Genomic DNA, 20,059 nt, shown 5'->3' with positions numbered 1-20,059 from the left:
CGGGAAGGTCGAGAAAGATGCTGCTGCATGGAACTGGGAAGTTCCCGGTGAAAAACAACCGTCGAGACACCGCAAAAGAGAAAAAATCAGCTCTGTGGCTTGCGGGCCATCTCGCGCAGCCGCCCCACGATGCCGGTGGGGAAGAAATACACCGACGCGATGAACAGCAGGCCGAGCCAGAGCAGCCAGCGGTCCGGATGCAGCAGACCGGGCAGAACGGGAAGTCCGGCATCGGCCGCTGCGGTGGAGGCAATGCCCATCAGGGCCTGAAGATAATTCTGGGCAAGAATGAAGACCACGGCGCCGACGATGGCACCGTACATGGTGCCCATGCCGCCGATCACGACCATCAGCAGGATGTCGAGCATGATGGCAAAGCTGAGCGAGGTGTCCGGCCCGGCATAGCGCAACCATAGCGCGTTCAGCGCGCCGGCAGAAGCTGCAACGACGGCGGCAAGGCAATTGGCGTAGGTCAGATGAAACACCGTGCGAAAGCCGAGCGCCTCGGCGCGGAAACGGTTTTCGCGGATCGCCTGCAAGACGCGGCCGAACGGTGAGTTCACCACGCGCAGCAAGGCCAGGATCATCGCGGCGGATGCGACGAAGATCATGTAGTAGGTGAGCGTGCGACCGGTGACGGCGACGCCGAATACGTCCTTCTTCACAAACACCGTGCCTGGCCGCAGCAATTCCGGCAACTGGAAGCTGCGGCCGTCCTCGCCGCCGGTGAGCCATGACAATTGCGACGCCAGCACCAGGAAGGCGGAAGCCACCGCCAGCGTGATCATGGCGAAGAAGATCGCCTCGACCCGCAGCGAGAACAGCCCTATGCCGAGTGCCAGCAACGCGGCGAGCGGCAGGCCGATGGCAAGGCCGGCGGCTACGGCGGTCCATGTCGGTCCCATCGCATACAACGCAATGGCGATGGCATAGCTGCCGATGCCATAGAACATCGTATGCGCGAATGACACGGTGCCGGTGTAGCCGAGCAGCAGATCGTAGGACGCCACAAGGGCTGCGAAGATGCAGATCTTGGTTGCGACATTCAGCGCCTTGGCGCCGGGAAACACGAACGGTGCCACCGCCAGCGCGACGATGATCGCGAGAAGCAGAACATTGAGAATACGGCTGCGCGGCAGATCGCCGGAAAGGATCATCATCGATTTGTCACCGCGTAGAGTCCGCGCGGTCGCCACATCAGGATTGCGACCATCAGCAGGATGTTCGAGACCAGCGCCAGTTTCGGCACCAGGAAGCCGCCGTAATTGGCGACCATCGCCACCAGGATGGCGCCGATGAAGCAGCCGTTGATGGAGCCGAGCCCGCCGATGATCACCACGATGAACACCAGCACCGTGAGGTCATTGCCCATGGAGGCATGCACCTGTTCGCGATACAGCGCCCACATGATGCCGCCGAGGCCGGCGAGGCCGGAGCCGACCATGAAGACGCCGAGGAACAGCCGGCGGATGCGGTAGCCGAGCGCCTCGACCATCTCGCGATTCTCGACACCGGCACGGATCAGCAATCCGATCTTGCTGCGGTTCAAAGTGAGCTGGATGCCGAGGAACACCACAAGGCCGACCAGCATTGCCAGCAGGCGATATTTGGCGATGGCGATGTCGCCGATGATGAAGGAGCCGCGCAGCGAGGTCGGCAGCGGCAGTGGAATGATCTGCGGCCCCCACAGCGCATACAGCGCCTGTTCGGCGACGATCAGCCCGCCGGTGGTCATCAGGATCTGCTTGAGGTGCTGGCCGTAGACCGGCAGGATCAGCACGCGCTCCACGATCAGGCCGATGGCGCCGGACACACCCATGGCCAGCAGCGCCGCCGGCGCCAGCACCGCGAGATTGAGTAGCAGTGAATCCGCCTGCACCCAGGACGCCAGCGGCAGCAGCACCAGCGTCGCTGCATAGGCGCCGACGGCGATGAACGCGCCGTGGCCGAAATTCAGCACGTCCATCAGCCCGAACACCAGCGTCAGGCCGGAGGCCATGATGAAGATCATCATGCCCATGGCGAGGCTGGCGACGGTCAGCGTCGCCCACGAACTGCCGGAGCCGATCAGTGGGATCACGGCGATCGCCAGGATCACCGGCAGCAGCACCGGCAGGAAATCGCGCTTCGGCTTGGGCAGCGCGTCGGTTGCGGCAAGGTCGGTCATTGATGCGCCTCCAGGCTGAGGCCGAGCAGCCGCTCCTGCAATGGTGTGTCGGCGGCCAGCGCCGCCATCGCGCCGCGATGCACGATCGCGCCATTGTCCATCACCAGCACGGCGTCGCCGATCATCTGCGCCACGTGAAAATTCTGTTCAACCAGCAGGATGGTGGCGCCCGAGCGCTTGATCTCGGCGAAGCATTCGATCAGCGCGCCGACAATCGCCGGCGCCAGACCCTTGGTCGGCTCGTCGATCAGCAGTAGTTTTCGCGGCTCGACAATGGCCCGCGCGATCGACAGCATCTGCTTCTGTCCGCCGGACAACAGGCCTGCGCGCGACAGCCAGAATTTTCGCAGCGCCGGGAAGAAGCCAAAAATCCATTGCAGACGAGCATCGTCGAGCGGGCCGTCGCGTGCGGCGAGGATCAGGTTTTCCTTCACCGTGAGATCCGAAAACACCGCCATGCTCTCCGGCACGTAGCCGACACCGAGGCGGGCGATATCCGGCGTCGCCAGCCCTTCGATGCGCTGGCCGCCGAGGGTGATTTGTCCGGATGATGCCTGCCAAAGGCCCATGATGGTGCGCAGCGTGGTGGTCTTGCCGGCGCCGTTGCGGCCGAGCAGCATGGTGGTCTGGCCCTCAGCGATGGCGAGGTCGACGCCGTGCAGGATGTGATAGCGCCCAATATGGGTGTGGACACCCGCCATGGTCAGCATGTCGGTCATGCGGCGGTCTTTCCCGGCGCGATCCCGAGATAGGCTTCCTGCACGATCGGCGAGGCGATGACCTCCTCCGGGCTGCCGTCGGCCACCAGCTGTCCGTTATGCAGCACGATGATGCGGTCGGCGAGCGAGCGCACCACGTCCATCTTGTGCTCGACCAGCAGAATGATCTTGGTCGTGTCCTGCTTCAATCGGGCGATCAGGTCGAGCACGACTGGCACCTCGTCGACGCTCATGCCGGCAGTCGGTTCGTCGAACATGAAAACCTTCGGCTGCAGCGCCATCATCAGCGCGACCTCCAGCTTGCGCTGGTCGCCATGGGACAGCACGGTGGCGGCGACGCTGCGGCGGTGGCCCAGCGCGACCTGGTCGAGAATGGCGTCGGCGGTGGCGATCAGATCGCGCCGGGTCATCCATGGCCGCAGCATGTCGTAGTGCGTGCCGCTGTGGGCCTGCACCGCAAGGCGGACGTTTTCCTCGACGCTGAGATTCGGAAACAGGTTGGTGAGCTGGAAGGCGCGGCCCAAGCCGGCGCGGGTGCGCAGCGGCGCGGACATGCCGGTGAGATCGACGCCGTCGAACAACACGCTGCCCTCGGTGGCGCGCAACTGCCCGGAGATCAGGTTGAAATAGGTGGTCTTGCCGGCGCCGTTGGGGCCGACGATGGCGGTGAGCTCGCCGGGCCGGAACGTGCAGCTTACTCTGTTGACCGCGACATGTCCGCCGAAGCGGATGGTGAGGTCGCGGGTTTCGAGGGTGGAGGTCATTGGCGGAGGTTCCGTGTCCCGGACGCGGTGCGGCATTCTTATGCCGCTCCGCAGATCCGGGACCCATGATGCGTGGTGTGATTGTGGGCCCCTGATCTGCGGTGCACAACGCCGCTGTGCGGCGATGTGCACCGCGTCCGGGGCACGAACATTACCGCTTGTTCCGGATCGGAATGTTCATGTCCTCGATCTTCAGTTCACGGATGGGCTCGTTGACCGCCCAGGCCAGGTCTGGATCGACCTTGACCTTGAAGTGGTACATGCTCTGCAGCGCCTGGTGGTCTTCCTTGCGGAAGATCATCTTGCCCTTGGGAGTGTCAAACTCCATGCCCTCCATTGCTGCGATCAGCTTCTCGGTGTCGGTGGATTTTGCTTTCTGTACCGCGGTCACCGCAGCCATGGCAGCGGAAAAGCCGCCGGCGGTGAAGAAGTCCGGCGGCGCATTGAAGCGCTTCTTGTGCTCGGCGACGAACCAGTCGTTCACCGGGTTCTTCGGGATGTCATAATAATAGTAGGTCGCACCTTCCATGCCGGGCAGCCGCTTGTAGGCGGCGAGCGCCGGCAGGATGTTGCCGCCGGTGGAGAGTTCGATGCCGTAGCGCTTCGGGTCCATGTCCTGCAGTTTTGTCAGCGGGTCGCCGCCGCCGGCCCAGATCACCCAGATGATCTTGCGGCCGGGCTTGTCCTTCAGCGCGTCGAACAGCCGCTGGCCGGCCGCGGTGAAGTCGGTGGTGGTGGTCGGCACGTATTCTTCGGCGGCCAGTGTGGCCCCGGTCTTGGCCAGCGCTTCCTTGAAGGCTGCAACGCCGTCGCGGCCGAAGGCGTAGTCCTGGCCCAGGGTGGCGATGGTGACGCCGGGCTTGCCGATCGCCACCGCATTGGCGATGGCATCCTGCGAGGAGTTGCGGCCGGTGCGGAAGATGTAGCGATTCCATTTTTCGCCGGTGATCTGGTCGGCCACCGCCGGCTCGACGATCAAAATCTTCTTGTTCTCTTCGGCGACCGGCAGATCGGCCAGCGCCGCGGCCGACGACGAGGTGCCGATGGCGATGTCGGCATTGTCGTCCTGATAGGCTTCCGCGAGCGCCGCCTTGGACAGGTCGGGCTTGCTTTGGTCGTCCTTGGTGATGACCACGATCTTGCGGCCGTCGACCATCATGGTGCCCTTGGTGGCGTATTCGAAACCCATGCGCAGGCCGGTCTCGGTCTGCTTGGCATAGGCCTCGAGCGGGCCGGTCTTGCCATAGATCAATGCGATCTTGAGATCGTCGGCATGCGCAACCGTGGTGGTTAGCAAAGCGGTGGCAGCGAGCATGAAAAAGCGACGCAAGGTCAGTCCTCCCGATTTTGTTGCGGGACCGTAATGCATTTTCCCGCGCAGTGGAAAGAGCGATTAGCGTGCACCTGCCCGCAGCTGCGTCAGCAATTCGGCTGTGGGCCAGGAGTCGGCCGGCAGGCCATACTTAAGTTGCATCGTCTTCACGGCAGAACGGCTCTGCTGGCCCATGATGCCGTCGATCTTGCCGACATTGAAGCCGGCGCGGGTCAGCAGCTGCTGCATCTCCTTGAGTTCGTTGAACGGCAATTGCGCGATCTGCGCCGATGGCCTGCGCATCGGCGCAGCCCCGGCGATCCGGGTGGCGAGGTAACCCGCAGTGGTGGAATAGATCAGCGAGTTATTCCATTCGGTGTAGGCGGCGAAATTGGCATAGGCCAGAAATGCCGGGCCAAAGCGCCCCATGGGCAGCAGCAGCGAAGCCGGCATGGAGTCGTTTGGCAGCGGTCGGCCGTCCGGGTAAGTGACGCCGAACTGCGCCCATTTGGACCGCGGCAGTTGAATGGTCAGGTCGGCCTGGTCCCAGGGCACATCGGCTGAGACTTTGACTTCCTGCAGCCACGGTTCGCCGCGCCGCCATTTGAGGCCATTGGCAATGTAGTTGGCGGTCGAACCGATCACGTCATCAGGGCTGCGCAGAAGATTGCGGTGGCCGTCGCCGTCATAATCGACCGCGTAATTGAAGTAGTGCGTCGGCAGGAACTGGGTCTGGCCGAGCTCGCCGGCCCATGAGCCAATCATCTCCTCAGGCGAGAGATCGCCGCGGTCGATGATCTTCAGCGCCGCGATGGTTTCGCCCTGAAACATCTTCGAGCGCCGGCAGTCATAGGCGAGCGATACCAGCGAGGGCAGGGTTGGCAGGTTGCCCATCTGCGCGCCGAAGTCGCTCTCCAGCGCCCAGAATGCAGCGATGACCGCCGGAGGCACGCCGAACTCCTTCTCTGCGCGCGCAAACGCCGCCGCGTGCTGCTTGATCTTGAGCTGGCCGTTCTGCATCCGGTAGTCCGCCGCCATGCGCCGCGAGAACTCGGTGAACAGCTGGCCGAACACCCGCTGTCCCCTGTCGCGGTTGACGATCTTGGGATCGTAGACCAGCCACGGCGAGGCTGCCGCGACCGCGCGTTGGGACACGCCGGCGGCCACGGCCTGCTGCTTCAGCCCGGCGAGGAACTGGTCGAAGCTCTGGCCATTGTGGCAGGCGGCGCCGCGCGAGCCCGATGATGCGGTGGGCTTGGCCGCCGCGACGTTGGGTCTGGCCTGCGGGGCGGCCGAGACAGGTTGCGCGGAAGCCGGGGAGGAGAGGCCGGCAATGGCAAGCGCTACACCACAAACAAACGATCGCATCCGCAATGACATCGGCAACATCGTCACAGGCCTCTCCTCGTTATGCCCGGCCTTGTGCCGGGCATCCACGTTTCATCACTAGGGAATACAGTCGTGGATGGCCGGGACAAGCCCGGCCATGACCGAGAGGGCGGCTGTTTTTCTATCACTACAGCTCCCGTGCATTGCTGAACGCAAAGCTCGACACCCGCCGCGTGTTCTCGTCGAGGATCAGCGTCCTTGTGATCGGCGGCTCGGCGCGCTGGCTGCAATTTTCGCGTTCGCACAGCCGGCAGTTAACGCCGATCGGCGTGCCCTCGGCCTTCTCCAGGTCCATGCCGCCGGCATAGACCAGTTTTGGCGCGTGGCGGATCTCGCAGCCGAGCCCGATGGCGAAGCGCGGCTGCGGCTGGCCGTGCGGCGCCGGCGGCCGGCGCACCATCTGGGCGATGGAGAAATAGCGGCTGCCGTCAGGCAGTTCGATGAGCTGCCGGAGCAGGCGGTCCGGCGTGTCGAAGGTGGAGTGCACGTTCCACAACGGGCAGGTGCCGCCGAATTTCGAGAACGGAAAGGTGCCCGACGAAAACCGCTTCGACACGTTGCCGGCATTGTCGACGCGCAGCATGAAGAACGGTACGCCGCGTGCGGTCGGACGCTGCAGCGTGGTGAGGCGGTGGCAGACCTGTTCGAAGCCGACATTGAAGCGCTGGCCGAGCACCTGCAGATCGTAGCTCAACGCCTCCGCGGCGCTGTGGAACGCGGCATAGGGCATCAGCACCGCGGCGGCGAAGTAGTTGGCCAAGGTGATGCGGTAGAGTCGCCGCGGCGTGTCGTCGAGCGGACCGGCGCGTCCGACGATCGTCTCGAAGGCGCTGCTGCATTCCGACAGGCCGAGCTGGAATGCGAGTTGAAAGGCGCGGCCGGGCGCATCCACCAGTTCGGAAATCAGCAGTTGCCGACGGTGGCGGTCGAAACGGCGCAGCGTCTCGCGCATCACGTCCACCGGCATAATACGGGTGACCACGGAGTGCTTTTCACGCAGGCGGGTGCTCAGTGCCGCATAGAGGTCCTGCGCCGGCACGTTGATCTCGTCGCGCAGGGCTTCGGCGGCCTGCTCGAGTTCGGGGAAGTAATTGCGATTGGCCTCGATCAGGTCGCGGATGCGCTCGATCGGGTTGGCCTCGAAGCGATGGCCCTCGTCGCGGTCGGCCATCTGCGCCGCCACCATGGTCTCGCCGCGCCTCGCCTCGGCATAGGCCGCGTAGAGCCGCTGCAGGGCGTGGGTGACGCCGGGGCACAGTTCGGCGAGGTCGCGCAGTTCCTGCTTGGGCAGATCGATCTGGCGGAACAGCGGATCGGAGAAGATCTCGTTCAGTTCTGCGAAGAAGCGGTCTTCGTCGGCGCTGGCGAGGTCGCGCAGATCGAGGTCGTAGGTCTGCGCCAGCCGCATCAGCAGCTGCGCCGTCACTGGTCGCTGGTTGCGCTCTATCAGGTTGATATAGCTGGGAGAAATGCCCAGGCCCTCGGCAATCTGGGTCTGCGACAGACCGAGCTGCTGGCGAATGCGGCGGAAGCGCGGGCCGACGAACAGCTTCTTGCCGGTATCGCTGGCCATCTCAAAATCCCCCGATTGTGACAAAATTTACAAAATGACATTCGTGACAAGTCATGACGTTACATCGCATCACCATTGGCTGACAAGCCATCTATCGGATCTTCTCCATTTCGCGTTTAGCTCTCAGCACGTTTCGCAACGCATTGTCATGAATGTCGAAGCGATGGCCGGGTAGCGATGCGGATCGGCCGTCACCGTAAGGGATCAAGGACATGAACTTCCAGCCACGTGGAATCAGCGATCTGGCCATTCAGGGGCCGTCCTCCTATCAGAGCGAAATCGAAGCGGCGGCAGCGCTGCTCAAGGACAAGGACACCTGGAACGGCGTCAAGGCCGAAGCTGTGGCCCGCATGCGCCTGCAGAACCGCTTCAAGACCGGCCTCGACGTCGCGCGCTACACCGCTGCGCTGATGCGCGCCGACATGGCGGCCTATGACGCCGACAGCACCAAGTACACCCAGTCGCTCGGTTGCTGGCACGGCTTCATCGCGCAGCAGAAGCTGATCTCGGTGAAGAAGCACTTCGGCACCACCGACCGCACCTATCTCTACCTCTCGGGCTGGATGATCGCGGCGCTGCGCTCCGAGTTCGGACCGCTGCCCGACCAGTCCATGCATGAGAAAACCTCGGTGCCGGCGCTGATCGAAGAGCTCTACACCTTCCTGCGGCAGGCCGATCAGCGTGAGCTGAACGCGATCTTCCGCGAGTTCGACGCTGCCCGCAAGGCTGGCGACAAGGCCAAGGAAACCGCGCTGATCGACAAGATCGACAATTTCCAGACCCACGTCGTGCCGGTCATCGCCGACATCGACGCCGGCTTCGGCAATGCCGAGGCGACCTATCTGCTGGCCAAGAAGATGATCGAGGCCGGCGCCTGCGCGCTGCAGATCGAGAATCAGGTGTCGGACGAAAAGCAGTGCGGTCATCAGGACGGCAAGGTGACGGTGCCGCATGAGGTCTTCCTGGCGAAGATCCGCGCCTGCCGCCACGCGTTCCTCGAACTCGGTGTGGAAGACGGCATCATCGTCACCCGCACCGACTCGCTCGGCGCCGGCCTGACGCAGCAGATCGCTGTCAGCCACCGTCCGGGCGACCTCGGCGACCAGTACAACAGCTTCCTGGATTGCGAAGAGGTCGATGCAACCGCGGTCGGCAACGGCGACGTGATCATCAGCCGCAACGGCAAGCTGCTGCGTCCGAAGCGTCTGCCCAGCAACCTGTACCAGTTCCGCGAAGGCACCGGTGCGGACCGCTGCGTGCTCGACTGCATCACCTCGCTGCAGAACGGCGCGGACCTGCTGTGGATCGAGACCGAGAAGCCGAATATCGAGCAGATCGCCTCGATGGTCGACCGTGTGCGCGAAGTGATCCCGAACGCCAAGCTGGCCTACAACAACTCACCGTCGTTCAACTGGACGCTCAACTTCCGTTGGCAGGTTTACGACGAGATGAAGAAGGCCGGCAAGGATGTCAGCCAGTACAACCGCGCCGAGCTGATGAAGGCGGAGTACGACTCGACCCCGCTGGCGATCGAAGCCGATGAGCTGATCCGCACCTTCCAGGCGGATTCGGCCAAACGCGCCGGCATCTTCCATCACCTGATCACGCTGCCGACCTATCACACGGCCGCGCTCTCGACCGACAATCTTGCCCGCGAGTATTTCGGCGAGCAGGGCATGCTCGGCTACGTGAAGAATGTTCAGCGCCAGGAAATCCGTCAGGGCATCGCCTGCGTCAAGCATCAGGACATGGCCGGCTCCAACATCGGCGATGATCACAAGGAATACTTCGCCGGTGAGGCCGCTCTCAAGGCCGGCGGCGCGCACAACACGATGAACCAGTTCGGCTAACGGCAAACAACAGGAGACGACCATGAGCAGCAATTTTTGGGTGATCGGCGGCGAGTTCGGTTCGATGAACTTCCACAAGCTGGTCGAGGGTTCGGCCCAGGTGCAGGGTCCGTTCAAGACCCGCCAGGAGGCTGAAGACGCCTGGAAGACCGTGTCGGAAGAGAACCGGCATCGCGCAGGTGTTCGCTTCTCCATCGTCGAAGAGCCGCAGCGCGCGATCGCCTAAGCGGCCGCCACTCGAATAAGAAGACGTCCCAAGGACGTGGACGGCCTCACCCGGGCGACCGGGTGGGGCCGTCGATGTTTATACACGGCACAAGTATCTGGGAACAAAGGGTCTTTTCCCGGCCTCTGGTTACTGATAGGTTAGTTGCGGTAAGGCTACCGCCGGAAAGGCCCAGGAAATGTCGGACGCGTACAAGACCGGATCCGGTTCGGCCGGCAACGCCCGGCCGATGCGGTTGCGCGACGCCCTGCGGCAGGCGCGGATCGAGGCCGCCGATCGCACCGGAGTGGTGGTCGATCTGCGCGATGCCGAGGTCGCCCGGCTCGAAATCCTCAATGAGGCGCTTGACCCGTTGTTCGCGGAAATTCCCGATAGCGTCGACATGTTCGATCGCGGCATCACCCAGGGCGACACGCCGCGGCTGTGGATCGACATGGTCGCCCATGTGGTGATGGGCAGAGACAAGCGGATCTATCGCTTCGTCCAGGACACCCGGTTCGGCCGCGTGGTGATCGCCGAATCCCACGATGTCGCCTCCGTCGTGCAGGCGGTCACCGCCTACGTCGCGCGCCGCATGATCGAGCGCGAACAGGCGCTGGTCCAGACGCCGCCGCCGGTTGCCGTCATCAAGCCGCGGAGTCGGTTCTGGCCGTTCGTGGCGGGCGTGGTGTTCGGTGTTGCCGCGCTGTTTGCGGTCGCGCTGGCCATGGCGTTACGCGGACATTGAACATCTGTCGAAGCGGCCGAGTCCCTTATGGTGAGGAGGCGTTTCTTCAGCACCGTTTCGACCATGAGATGCGTGACCCATCCTTCGAGAAGTGCGCAAGGGCGCGCTCCTCAGGATGAGGTTCGTTGATCGTCCCGCAGCTCGATGTTTTGCAGTTCGCCAATACCCGGACCGTTTCCAAATCCGCGCACCTGCTGCCAGCACTTCCATCCCTCGCCTTCGCGCGTGATGGAAAACAGGTTGTAAGCTGCTGCGGGCTTGTGGCCGTCGGCGATCGACGATGCCGAAGGCACGCCGACCACGGGAATTTTGCCGCGGAGGCCGTCCACCCAGATGGTGGCGTGCACGTGGTCATGGCCGTGCAGCACCAGATCGACGCCGTGGCGCTTCAGCACCGCCTGCAATTCCAGGGAATCGGTGAGCCGCTTGTGGCTGTGCTTCGAGCGCAATGGATGATGGATCAGCAGCACGCGAAACGACGGGTCGCTCGACAGTCCAGCCAGCATGCGGTCGAGCGCGGCGATCTGCGCGAGGCCGAGCGCGCCGGTGGCCATGAACGGTGCGGTCGGCACGGCGGTGGAGACGCCGATCAGCGCCAGCGGTCCGCGGCGCCGCAGATAGGGAAACCCGGTGGCAGCGCCGGCACCGTCGCCGCGCATATAGTCGCCCCAGGCTTCGGAGGCGAGGTGGCGCGTCTCCGCCACATAGGCGTCGTGATTGCCGGGCACCAGCGACACGCGGTCGGGCGGCCCAACACGTTCCAGCCAGGCGCGCGCTGGCGCGAATTCGCCCCTAAGCGCCAGATTGACCAGATCGCCGGTGACGGCGATATGGTCCGGCCGCTGCGCCAGCATGTCGGCGACCAGCGCGTCGAGCACGTCGCGGCGATGGATGGTGTGGCGGTTGCGGATCCAGTTGAGATAGCCAAGCACTCGCTTGCCCAGCAGCTCGCGCAGGTGCGGCACCGGCAGCGGCGGGATATGCGGGTCCGACAGATGCGCGAGGGTGAAAGCGGTCATCGAAAAGATCTCATGCACCCTGTGAAAGTCCCGGACGTTTTGGCAAGGTGGGCAACCTGACGCAAGGATTTCAGCCGCAATGACCCCACCGACGCTGCGGCAGAAGCTCGAACCCACCCTGCGAAAGATCTTTCATCTGTATTTCCGCTTCGCCCGCGGGATGACCCTGGGCGTGCGCGCGGTGGTGCTCGACGCCGACAACCGCGTGTTTCTGGTCCGGCATACCTATGTGGCGGGCTGGTATCTGCCCGGCGGCGGGGTCGAGGTCGGCCAGAGCTTCCGCGCGGCGCTGGACCGCGAATTGATGGAAGAGGGCCGCATCGAGGTGCTCGGCGAGCCGGTCCTGCACGGTGTGTTCCTCAACAGCCATGTCTCGATTCGCGACCATGTGATCGTCTATGTGGTCCGCCAGTTCCGCCAGGACCGCTTGCCGGCGCCGAATCGGGAGATTGCCGAATGCGGCTTCTTTGCCCTCACCGCGCTTCCGCCTGACACCACCACCGGCACCCGCCTGCGGCTTGCCGAGGTGCTGGACGGCAGGCCGATCATCCCGACCTGGCGGGAATGAGGGGCTTCCAGCCCGGCGATGGACCCAGCGCCCGTCAGATGCTATTCCGCGCTCCGACATGACCGACCTTTCTCTGACCATTCTGGCGGAAACCGCCAACGACGCCCAGATCATCGAGCGGCTCCACGCGCGCACGTTCGGCCCCGGTCGTTACGTGCTGTCAGCCTACCGGCTGCGCGAACACGTCGATCATCTGCTCGACCTGTCGTTCACCGCGCGGATCGGCACCCTGCTGGTCGGTTCGGTCCGGCAATTGCCGGTCTGCATCGACGATACGCCTGCTTTGCTGCTCGGGCCGCTGACGGTCGAGCCGCCGTTCCGCAGCCGCGGCGTGGGCCGCGCACTGCTCGACCGCGCCATCAATGATGCCCGCAAGGCCGGGCACCGCCTGATCGTGCTGGTCGGCGACGAACCCTATTACAGCCGCGTCGGTTTCAAGCAGATCCCGAAGGGGACGGTGACCATGCCGGGCCCGGTCGATCAGCGACGCCTGCTGGTCCTCGAACTGGTCGACGGCGCCGCAGCCGGAATCGCCGGCAAAATCCGGCCGGATTGGGATCAGGTGAAGTAACGCCCCGACGCTTTGCGAAACGGCGGCGAAGCTCTCCGCTGTCGTCGCCTGGCCTGCGCGCAATTGCGCGCCAGGACCGGGCGACCCAGTACACACCGGCGCCAGTGATAAAACCGCGCTGCCGGCGTTTACTGGGTCACCCGCTTGCGCGGGTGACGACACGTGGGTGTGAAGGCGCGTCTGTGAAGCCGTTTCTCAGAACTTCAGATTCGCGAATGCCCGCACGTTCAGCCCCGGCATCAGCACCTCGTCCTTGTTGTAGGACGATGCGTTGCGAATGTTCTCGTTCAGCAGGTTGTTGCCGACGAGGCCAAGGGTCATCTCCTTCGCGCCGTAAATGCGCGGATCGAGCTTGGTATTGTAGCTGAACTCGGCCTTCAGCAGATTGTAGCCCGATGTCGGCGTCTCGCCGATCGTGGCAATGTCGTTCTGCGCGAAGGCATGCAGCAGGTTGATGCGGGTCAGCCAGTTGGCGTCGCGCCAGAACACGCCGCCGCCGGCGCGCATCGGCGGTATCCGGGGCACGTTGGTGCCGTCGGCAAACGTCGCGCGGACGATGTCGAACTGGTTCTCGATGCCCCATGTGCCGCCATAGAGCTGCGCAACGTCGAGCTGGCTCTGGAATTCGGCGCCGCGGAAGGTCGCGTCGCGCTGCGAATAGACCGCCTGGCGGCCCTCGTTGCCGGGATCGCCGTTGCCGCACGATGCAAAATCGTCGCCGCACATGACGCCGGTGAGCCTGCGATAGATGAAGTTGTTGAACTTCGTGTAGTACGCCGTGGCCTCGAAGCGCAGCGGGCCGGTGGCCTTGCGCAGGCCGACTTCCACCGACTGCGCGGTCTCGATCGTCAGGTTGGGATTGCCGATATCGAAGGTCGCGGTGGCGTCGTGAGCACCGCGCGAAAACAGCTCGGCCGGTTTTGGCGCGCGCTCGGTGTATTGGCCGGTGATGCTGGCAACCAGGCCGGCCGGCAGATCCTGAATCAACCCGACGCTGCCGCTCATCGGCGTGAAGGACGGATTGCGTCCGGTGCTGGTCTGCGTGCTGCCGTCTGGCAAGAAGTCCGCCGGGAAATCCGGTGTCGCGCCGTGGAGCTCGACATGCTCGATGCGACCGGCGACCTGCGCCTTGGTGGTCTCGCTGAATTTCAGCTCGTTGAACACATAGCCGGCGATGCGCGAATTGTTGTTCGGACTCCACAACCCGTTATACAGAGTGCCGGGATTGTCGGGGCTGGGGGCGGTCAGTTCCTGATGGCCGCCCTGCAGGCCGAATGCCGTGGTCACCGTGGCGAAGCGGGCGTTGAACGGCATCATCTGTACCTCAACGCGGGCTTCCTGCTCCTTGTTGGTGAAGGTCTGGCGCACGCCGTCGGTGGTGGGATCGTTGACGTCGGACAGGCCGATTTCGTTGTGGCGATAGTCGGTCGCGCCGGCCCAGAAGCGGATCGCCTCGATCGCCGCGGAGTCGGGCCGGTATTCACCCTTGGCGGTGACCTTGGTCTGGTGCGCGTCGATGCGGGTCCCGTGGTCGGCACCGTCGATCCCGGGGATATGGTACAGCGCATTGTTTTGCGTAATCGCAGCGCCGAAGAAACCTCCGTCGAAGAAGTAGGAGCCGCCGACCGATGCGCCGCTGGTTTGCGCCGGGGAATTAGGTTGCCGTCCGTTGACCGCGCGCGTGGTGTCGGTGAGGTAGGGATAGCTTGGGATGTTATAGTCGGTGGCCTTGCGGCCATAGACGTCGGCATGAACCGCGACATTGCCGCCGGCGGCGTCGAGCAGGACCCCGCCATCGATGCCGCGATCGGCAGAACTGATCGAGGTGCGGGTTTCGGCATTCATGCAACCTCCCGAAGCGCCGATTGCTGGCGCTTTCGCCGGCAGGCCGTAGCTCTGGAACGGCGCCGTGGCGCAGGCCGGCATGGCGTCGGGAATTCGGTTGTTGGTAGCAGACACCACGCCGCCGATGGACGTGGAGCCGTAGCGGAGCGCTGCGGGACCGCGGACCACCTCGACCTGGTTGGTCGCCAGCGGATCGACCGGGACGAAATGATCCTCGCCGAGGTCCGACGCGCCACCGGCGCTGGTGCCGTTCTCGACGATGCCGACGCGGTTGACGTCGAGGCCGCGGATGATCGGCCGGCTCGATGCGCCCGGCGCAAAGCTGGAGCCGGTGATGCCGGGCTTGGAGAACAGAAGATCGCCGAGAGTGGCTGCGCCGGAGCGGCGGATCTCGTCGTTGGGCACCACGGTGACGGTAGCGAACTGGTCGGTCACGATCGGCAGCACGCCCTGCTGCGGCGCAGCTGCGGCGGCCTCGACCGGCGCCGGACCGGCATTGCGGCCGGGTGCCGCGCGCGCGACCCGGGCCGGCGCACGCGGCGGCTGCGGTTTGCGACGCACGATCGGGCTCGGTGCCGTGACATTGATGGCCGGAAGCTCGACGCTCCCCGCCGGTGCCTGCGCTGCGGCGGGGCTGGCCAGGCAGCCGAGACCGACAATGGCGGAGCCGCCCAGAAGCACGGCGCGATAGATATGGGATGACATGGTGGAATCCTGACTATCCGGCGGCGGCGCATGACGCGCGCTTCGCACCGGGACCCGCGGATGGCAGATCGAACTTTCGGGAATCGCCGCCTGATGGCCGCGATCGGCAAAGGTTGAAGTCAGGAGAGCGGTGGGGCGCGGGACTGGAATCCGCTGTTGAAAGCGTCCAGATGGACGAATTCGACGACGGTGGCCATGTAGAGAAATTCTGCTGCCTGAGGCAGTTGCAGAATCGGTGGCGTGGCGAACAGCATCGTCCCGGCCATCGCCATGACGGCGCAGATGGCGCAATTGTCGGCGGGATGCTGATCAGGCGCAGGAAGCTGGTCGGTAGGAAGCTGGTCGGTAGGAAGGTGGAGTGACGCGATGGCCGAGCCGGTCGGCGCCTGGGCGCTCGCCGGGTGGATATGGCCGAACGACAGCACAAGCTGGATCGCCAGCGCGAGCAGCGCCAGTCGCGATCCATTCCTGATATGTGTTCGAAACCACTTCATGCCGTCAGGCGCCTTGCATCGGCCATGGAGCCCTCCATGCCGCCCGATGTTATACTGTAACATCGCAGGCGACGGGAGCCGATGTCAATGACGGACAGGGGCTCCCAACCAAGCGCCCCCTCGCTGTGGGATTACGGCAACGCTTGCCGCCGCCTTGCCTTGGCCAGTCCTTTCCAACGATAGCGTCACGGCTATGCGGCGTTACGGAGCCGCGCGCCGCGCAATGGCCGTGGTGTGTGCGCCGGCGACGACGCGTGTGGTCATTTTCTGGAATTGCCGCGCTGCCGGCGACAGGCCGCGACCGGTCCGCTGGATCCAGGATAGCTGGCGCATGATGGCCGGTCGCACGAGCGGGAAAGCGATCAGTCCCGGATACTGTTCCGTAGGCATCATATAGGACGGCAAGATCGCATAGCCGATGCCCTTCGCGGTCATCGACAGTGCCGTGTTGATGAGGGACACCTCATGAGTCGGGACAAGTGTCTTGCCGTCGCGCGCCAGTCGACGGTCGATCTGCGCGCGGATCAGCGTGTCGCGCCGCATCGCGATGGTCGGCAGCGTCGCGAGCTCGTCCCACGACAGCGTGTGCATCGCTGCGATCGGACAGCCCGGCCAGCCGATGGCGCTCAGGCGTCCCTTGACCAGAGGCGTCAGGGTGACCTCGGGCACAGGACCATCGACGCTGCCGATCGCGAACTCCGCATCCGACGCGAGAAGCGTGCCGACAAGCTGATCGGCTGCGACGTCGCGCATGATGACGTCAACGCCGGGATATGCAGTGCGAAACTCGGCGAGCACCGCCGGCATGAGGGCCGAGGCTGCACCGGCCGATGCGACGAACACCACCGTGCCGGTTCGGGCTTCCGCCAGACTGCGCATCTGGCGCGAGAGGCCGAGGGTGTCGCCGAGGATGCGCTCTGCCGCTTGCACGGCTTCACGCCCGGCGGCCGTCGGCGTGCACGACCTTGTCGTGCGATCGAACAGCAGAACGCCCAACTGCAATTCAAGCTGGCGGAGCAGCAGGCTGATTGCCGCCTGGGTGACGTGCAACTGTTCGGCCGCGCGCGTCATGGAGCTGGCGCGGCTCACTGCGACCAGCGCTTCCAGCTGGCGAAGCGTGATATTCATTAGGTCACCTTATCAATTATCTCTCAGAAAGAGAATTCTCTTATCAAATTTTCTTGTTAGCCTCCACGCAACGCGCATAGACGCGGTCGGGGAAGGTAACAATGCAGAGTTATGAGACGTCCGTCGTCATTGTCGGCGCTGGACCGGTGGGACTCACCGCGGCGCTGGACCTCGCGTCCAGAGGAATCGATGTCATCGTGCTCGAAACCCGGCACGCCGGTGAGCCGCCCAATGTGAAATGCAATCACGTTTCGGCCCGATCGATGGAGGTCTTTCGCCGGCTCGGCATCGTCGCCGAGGTCCGCGACGCCGGTCTGCCGGCCGACTTTCCCAACGATTGTTCGTATCGCACCACCGCGACCGGCATCGAACTGGCCCGCATCGTCATTCCATCGCGTGCGACGCGCTACACCGCGACCGATGGCCCTGACACGTGGTGGCCGACACCCGAGCCTCCGCACCGTATCAACCAGATCTATCTGGAGCCCATCCTGTTCGCGAGCGCCGTTGCGAATCCCAAGATCACCATCCTGTCTCGCACCGAGATGGTGCACTTCGATCAGGATCTGTCGGGGGTCTCGGTCGACGCCCGCGAACTCGACGGGGACCGCGCTTTCACCATCCGCGCCCGCTACCTCATCGGATGCGATGGGGGCCGGTCATTGACGCGCAAGCTGATCGGCGCGGCTTTCGTCGGAACACCGGTCATTCAGCGTGTCCAATCGACGCTCATCGATGCGCCGGACCTCAAGACCTTGATGCAGCTGCACACGCCGGCCTGGATGGTGCTGTCTCTCAACCCGCGCCGGACCGGCACAATGGTTGCCATCGACGGGCACGACCGGTGGCTGATTCACAACCATCTGAAACCGGACGAACCGGAATTCGATTCGGTCGATCGCGACTGGTCCATCCGCACGATCCTGGGTGTTGGACCTGAGTTCGTTTACCGGGTCGTCAGCAAGGAGGATTGGGTCGGCCGCCGTCTCGTTGCCGATCGCTTCCGCGACCGTCGTGCGTTCATCTGCGGCGATGCTGCACATCTGTGGATGCCTTACGCCGGCTATGGGATGAATGCCGGGATCGCAGATGCGGTTTCGTTGTGCTGGATGCTGGCAGCGCATCTCAACGGCTGGGCGGATGCCGGCCTGCTCGACGCTTATGAGGCCGAACGCCAGCCTATCACTGAACAGGTGTCGCGGTTTGCCATGGAGCACGCGATTGCCAGCATCGGCCAGCGCGCCGCGGTGCCTGCGTTGATCGAGGAAGATTCGGAGGCCGGCGCGGAGGCGCGTGCCGCGATCGGTCTTGCTGCCTACGAACTCAATGTCAAACAGTACTGCTGCGCCGGACTGAACTTCGGCTATTTCTACGACCGGTCGCCGGCGATCGCGTATGATGGCGAGACGCCTCCGTCCTATACGATGGGTGATTTCACGCCCTCGACCGTGCCGGGCGCCAGAATGCCGCATGTCTGGTTGAACGACGGTCGCTCCGTCTTCGACGCGATGGGCCCGGGCTATACGCTGTTGCGCTACGACCCGGCCTGCGACGTGACGGAGTTGCTTGGGGCCGCACGGCGCAACGGCGTTCCCCTGACGCTGCTTGAACTCTCGCCTGCTGAGGCTGGCCCGGCACGGCCAGCCGAAAATCTCTTGCTGGTGCGACCTGATACTCATATCGCGTGGCGCGGCCATCGTGCGCCATCGGATCCCGAGGCGTTGATCCGTCGCCTCACCGGCAGATCAGCGCCGTCGCATCCGGAGCATGAACGCGCTGTGGCGCATGCTCTTTCGGGAGAACGCGCATGAGTCTCTTTGCTCCCAACCGCAGAACGTTGCTGGCCGGAGCGGCAGCCTCGATCGTGGCCGGTGCGACGACGGCGTGGGCCTATCCGCACCAGATGATCAAGATTGTCGTCACTTTCCCGCCCGGCGGCAGCGCCGACATCTTCATTCGTGCGCTCGAGCCGATCGTCACGGCCGATCTCAAGCAGGGCTTCGTCATCGAAAACCGCGGCGGGGCGGGCGGCAATATCGGTATGCAGGCCGTGATGCAGGCCAAGCCCGACGGCTACACTCTCGGCGTGGCGCCGGCAGGCGCATTGACCATCAACCCGCATCTCAATCCGTCGACGCAGTTCGATCCGATCAAGGACCTGGTACCGATCACGCTGCTCGCCGACATTCCCTTTGTGCTGGTGGCAAACGCCGACGCGCCGTTTGCCACGCTGAAAGAAGCGCTGGCAGCCGCCACCGCGAAGCCCGGACAACTGTCGATCGGGTATGGCGGCAATGGCACGGTGATGCATATGACGGCCGCGCTGCTGCTGCAGTCGGCGCGGATCAAGCTCACGCTGGTTCCCTATCGGGGCACGGGTCCGGTGGTCACCGACGTGCTGGCCGGCCATATCCCGCTCGCGGTTCTGGATATTCCCAGTTCGCTGGAATTGATCCGCGCCGGCCGGCTGAAGCCACTTGGCGTCACCAGCGCCAAGCGCGTGTCGTTCCTGCGCGACGTTCCGACGCTCGCTGAGCAGGGCGTGACCGGGTTCGAATCGACCGGCTGGTTCGGCCTCGTCGCCCCCGCCGCCACGCCGGGCGACATCGTGGCGCGTCTGAACGGTGCCTTTGTCAAGGCGCTCGGGGATCCGGACGTGATCGAAAAGCTGCGCACGATCGGCGCCCAACCTGCACCGTCCACGATCGAAGCCTTCGCCGCCTATATCCGCTCGGAAAGCGACAAGTGGGGGCATCTCACACGGGATATGAACCTCTCGGCGCAATAGCAGCGCGAGCCGCTATCGCATTATGGCGGGATTCATCTCGATAGAATCGTGTCCCGGACGCAGTGCAATGCGCCTCCGCCAAGAGGCGTAGTGCACTGCAGATCCGGGACCTCCACAAACGATACCGCCTGATACGGTCCCGGCTCTGCGGAGCGGCATAGCGGCGATGCAAGGGCATCGCCTGAGAATGCCGCACCGCGTCCGGGACAAGATT

At 64.3% G+C, this 20,059-nt stretch carries 18 protein-coding genes; 7 read left to right on the top strand and 11 right to left on the bottom strand.

Translation table 11 applies throughout. The features are described 5' to 3' along the window. Positions 1–86: 86 nt before the first annotated feature. From ONR75_RS29635 to ONR75_RS29605, 7 genes are all read right to left on the bottom strand, one after another. Complete coding sequence (locus ONR75_RS29635) at positions 87–1,160, bottom strand: branched-chain amino acid ABC transporter permease (protein WP_265080391.1); 1,074 nt, start codon at positions 1,158–1,160, stop codon at positions 87–89. Beyond that, the gene (locus ONR75_RS29630; RefSeq protein WP_265080390.1) at positions 1,157–2,167 is read right to left on the bottom strand and encodes a branched-chain amino acid ABC transporter permease; all 1,011 of its coding nucleotides are present in this window, start codon (positions 2,165–2,167) and stop codon (positions 1,157–1,159) included. Before ONR75_RS29630 ends, ONR75_RS29635 begins: the two co-directional genes overlap by 4 nt. Next, positions 2,164–2,886 carry an ABC transporter ATP-binding protein gene (locus tag ONR75_RS29625; protein WP_265080389.1) on the bottom strand — a complete coding sequence of 241 codons (723 nt, stop codon included), beginning with the start codon at positions 2,884–2,886 and terminating at the stop codon, positions 2,164–2,166. The genes ONR75_RS29630 and ONR75_RS29625 overlap by 4 nt, the downstream gene beginning before the upstream one ends. Continuing rightward, complete coding sequence (locus tag ONR75_RS29620; RefSeq protein ID WP_265080388.1) at positions 2,883–3,650, bottom strand: ABC transporter ATP-binding protein; 768 nt, start codon at positions 3,648–3,650, stop codon at positions 2,883–2,885. Before ONR75_RS29620 ends, ONR75_RS29625 begins: the two co-directional genes overlap by 4 nt. A gap of 151 nt (positions 3,651–3,801) precedes the next feature. Next, a complete protein-coding gene (locus ONR75_RS29615; RefSeq protein WP_413776548.1) occupies positions 3,802–4,965 on the bottom strand; it encodes a substrate-binding domain-containing protein in 1,164 nt (387 codons plus the stop codon). Between the two features lie 78 nt (positions 4,966–5,043). Then, complete coding sequence (locus tag ONR75_RS29610) at positions 5,044–6,330, bottom strand: lytic murein transglycosylase (RefSeq protein ID WP_265083848.1); 1,287 nt, start codon at positions 6,328–6,330, stop codon at positions 5,044–5,046. Between the two features lie 148 nt (positions 6,331–6,478). Next, positions 6,479–7,924, bottom strand: a complete 1,446-nt coding sequence (locus ONR75_RS29605; RefSeq protein WP_265080386.1) for a helix-turn-helix domain-containing protein — start codon at positions 7,922–7,924, stop codon at positions 6,479–6,481. 212 nt (positions 7,925–8,136) lie between these two features. On the opposite strand from ONR75_RS29605, the gene ONR75_RS29600 reads away from it, so the two are divergent. From ONR75_RS29600 to ONR75_RS29590, 3 genes are all read left to right on the top strand, one after another. After that, positions 8,137–9,774, top strand: coding sequence for an isocitrate lyase (locus tag ONR75_RS29600; RefSeq protein WP_265080385.1), 1,638 nt, complete (start codon positions 8,137–8,139; stop codon positions 9,772–9,774). A gap of 22 nt (positions 9,775–9,796) precedes the next feature. Then, on the top strand, positions 9,797–10,000 hold the full coding sequence (locus ONR75_RS29595) for a hypothetical protein (protein WP_265080384.1): 204 nt from the start codon (positions 9,797–9,799) through the stop codon (positions 9,998–10,000). Between the two features lie 178 nt (positions 10,001–10,178). Continuing rightward, entirely contained in the window at positions 10,179–10,727 is a 549-nt protein-coding gene (locus ONR75_RS29590; protein ID WP_265080383.1) for a hypothetical protein, read from the top strand. A 110-nt stretch (positions 10,728–10,837) separates the two neighbouring features. On the opposite strand, the gene ONR75_RS29585 is transcribed toward ONR75_RS29590, so the two are convergent. Next, entirely contained in the window at positions 10,838–11,746 is a 909-nt protein-coding gene (locus ONR75_RS29585; protein WP_265080382.1) for a metallophosphoesterase family protein, read from the bottom strand. 79 nt (positions 11,747–11,825) lie between these two features. Between ONR75_RS29585 and ONR75_RS29580 the strand changes: the two genes are divergently transcribed. Both ONR75_RS29580 and ONR75_RS29575 read left to right on the top strand, forming a co-directional pair. Further along, complete coding sequence (locus ONR75_RS29580) at positions 11,826–12,314, top strand: NUDIX domain-containing protein (protein ID WP_265080381.1); 489 nt, start codon at positions 11,826–11,828, stop codon at positions 12,312–12,314. 58 nt (positions 12,315–12,372) lie between these two features. Next, positions 12,373–12,885, top strand: coding sequence for a GNAT family N-acetyltransferase (locus ONR75_RS29575; protein WP_265080380.1), 513 nt, complete (start codon positions 12,373–12,375; stop codon positions 12,883–12,885). Positions 12,886–13,080: 195 nt separating this feature from the next. Here ONR75_RS29575 and ONR75_RS29570 read toward each other — a convergent pair whose 3' ends face one another. The 3 genes from ONR75_RS29570 to ONR75_RS29560 all read right to left on the bottom strand — a co-directional run bounded on the left by ONR75_RS29570 (position 13,081) and on the right by ONR75_RS29560 (position 17,057). After that, positions 13,081–15,435, bottom strand: a complete 2,355-nt coding sequence (locus tag ONR75_RS29570) for a TonB-dependent receptor (protein ID WP_265080379.1) — start codon at positions 15,433–15,435, stop codon at positions 13,081–13,083. Between the two features lie 119 nt (positions 15,436–15,554). After that, on the bottom strand, positions 15,555–15,929 hold the full coding sequence (locus tag ONR75_RS29565; protein WP_265080378.1) for a DUF2946 family protein: 375 nt from the start codon (positions 15,927–15,929) through the stop codon (positions 15,555–15,557). Positions 15,930–16,130: 201 nt separating this feature from the next. Continuing rightward, entirely contained in the window at positions 16,131–17,057 is a 927-nt protein-coding gene (locus ONR75_RS29560) for a LysR family transcriptional regulator (RefSeq protein ID WP_265080377.1), read from the bottom strand. A 101-nt stretch (positions 17,058–17,158) separates the two neighbouring features. Between ONR75_RS29560 and ONR75_RS29555 the strand changes: the two genes are divergently transcribed. Both ONR75_RS29555 and ONR75_RS29550 read left to right on the top strand, forming a co-directional pair. Beyond that, complete coding sequence (locus ONR75_RS29555) at positions 17,159–18,868, top strand: FAD-dependent oxidoreductase (protein ID WP_265080376.1); 1,710 nt, start codon at positions 17,159–17,161, stop codon at positions 18,866–18,868. Continuing rightward, on the top strand, positions 18,865–19,845 hold the full coding sequence (locus ONR75_RS29550) for a Bug family tripartite tricarboxylate transporter substrate binding protein (RefSeq protein WP_265080375.1): 981 nt from the start codon (positions 18,865–18,867) through the stop codon (positions 19,843–19,845). Before ONR75_RS29555 ends, ONR75_RS29550 begins: the two co-directional genes overlap by 4 nt. Positions 19,846–20,059 lie beyond the last annotated feature (214 nt).

It is taken from the genome of Rhodopseudomonas sp. P2A-2r (genome assembly GCF_026015985.1).
Taxonomy (GTDB): domain Bacteria; phylum Pseudomonadota; class Alphaproteobacteria; order Rhizobiales; family Xanthobacteraceae; genus Tardiphaga.
The sequence above is the reverse complement of the archived record's forward strand: the minus strand, read 5'-3'. Positions and strand labels throughout refer to the sequence as shown.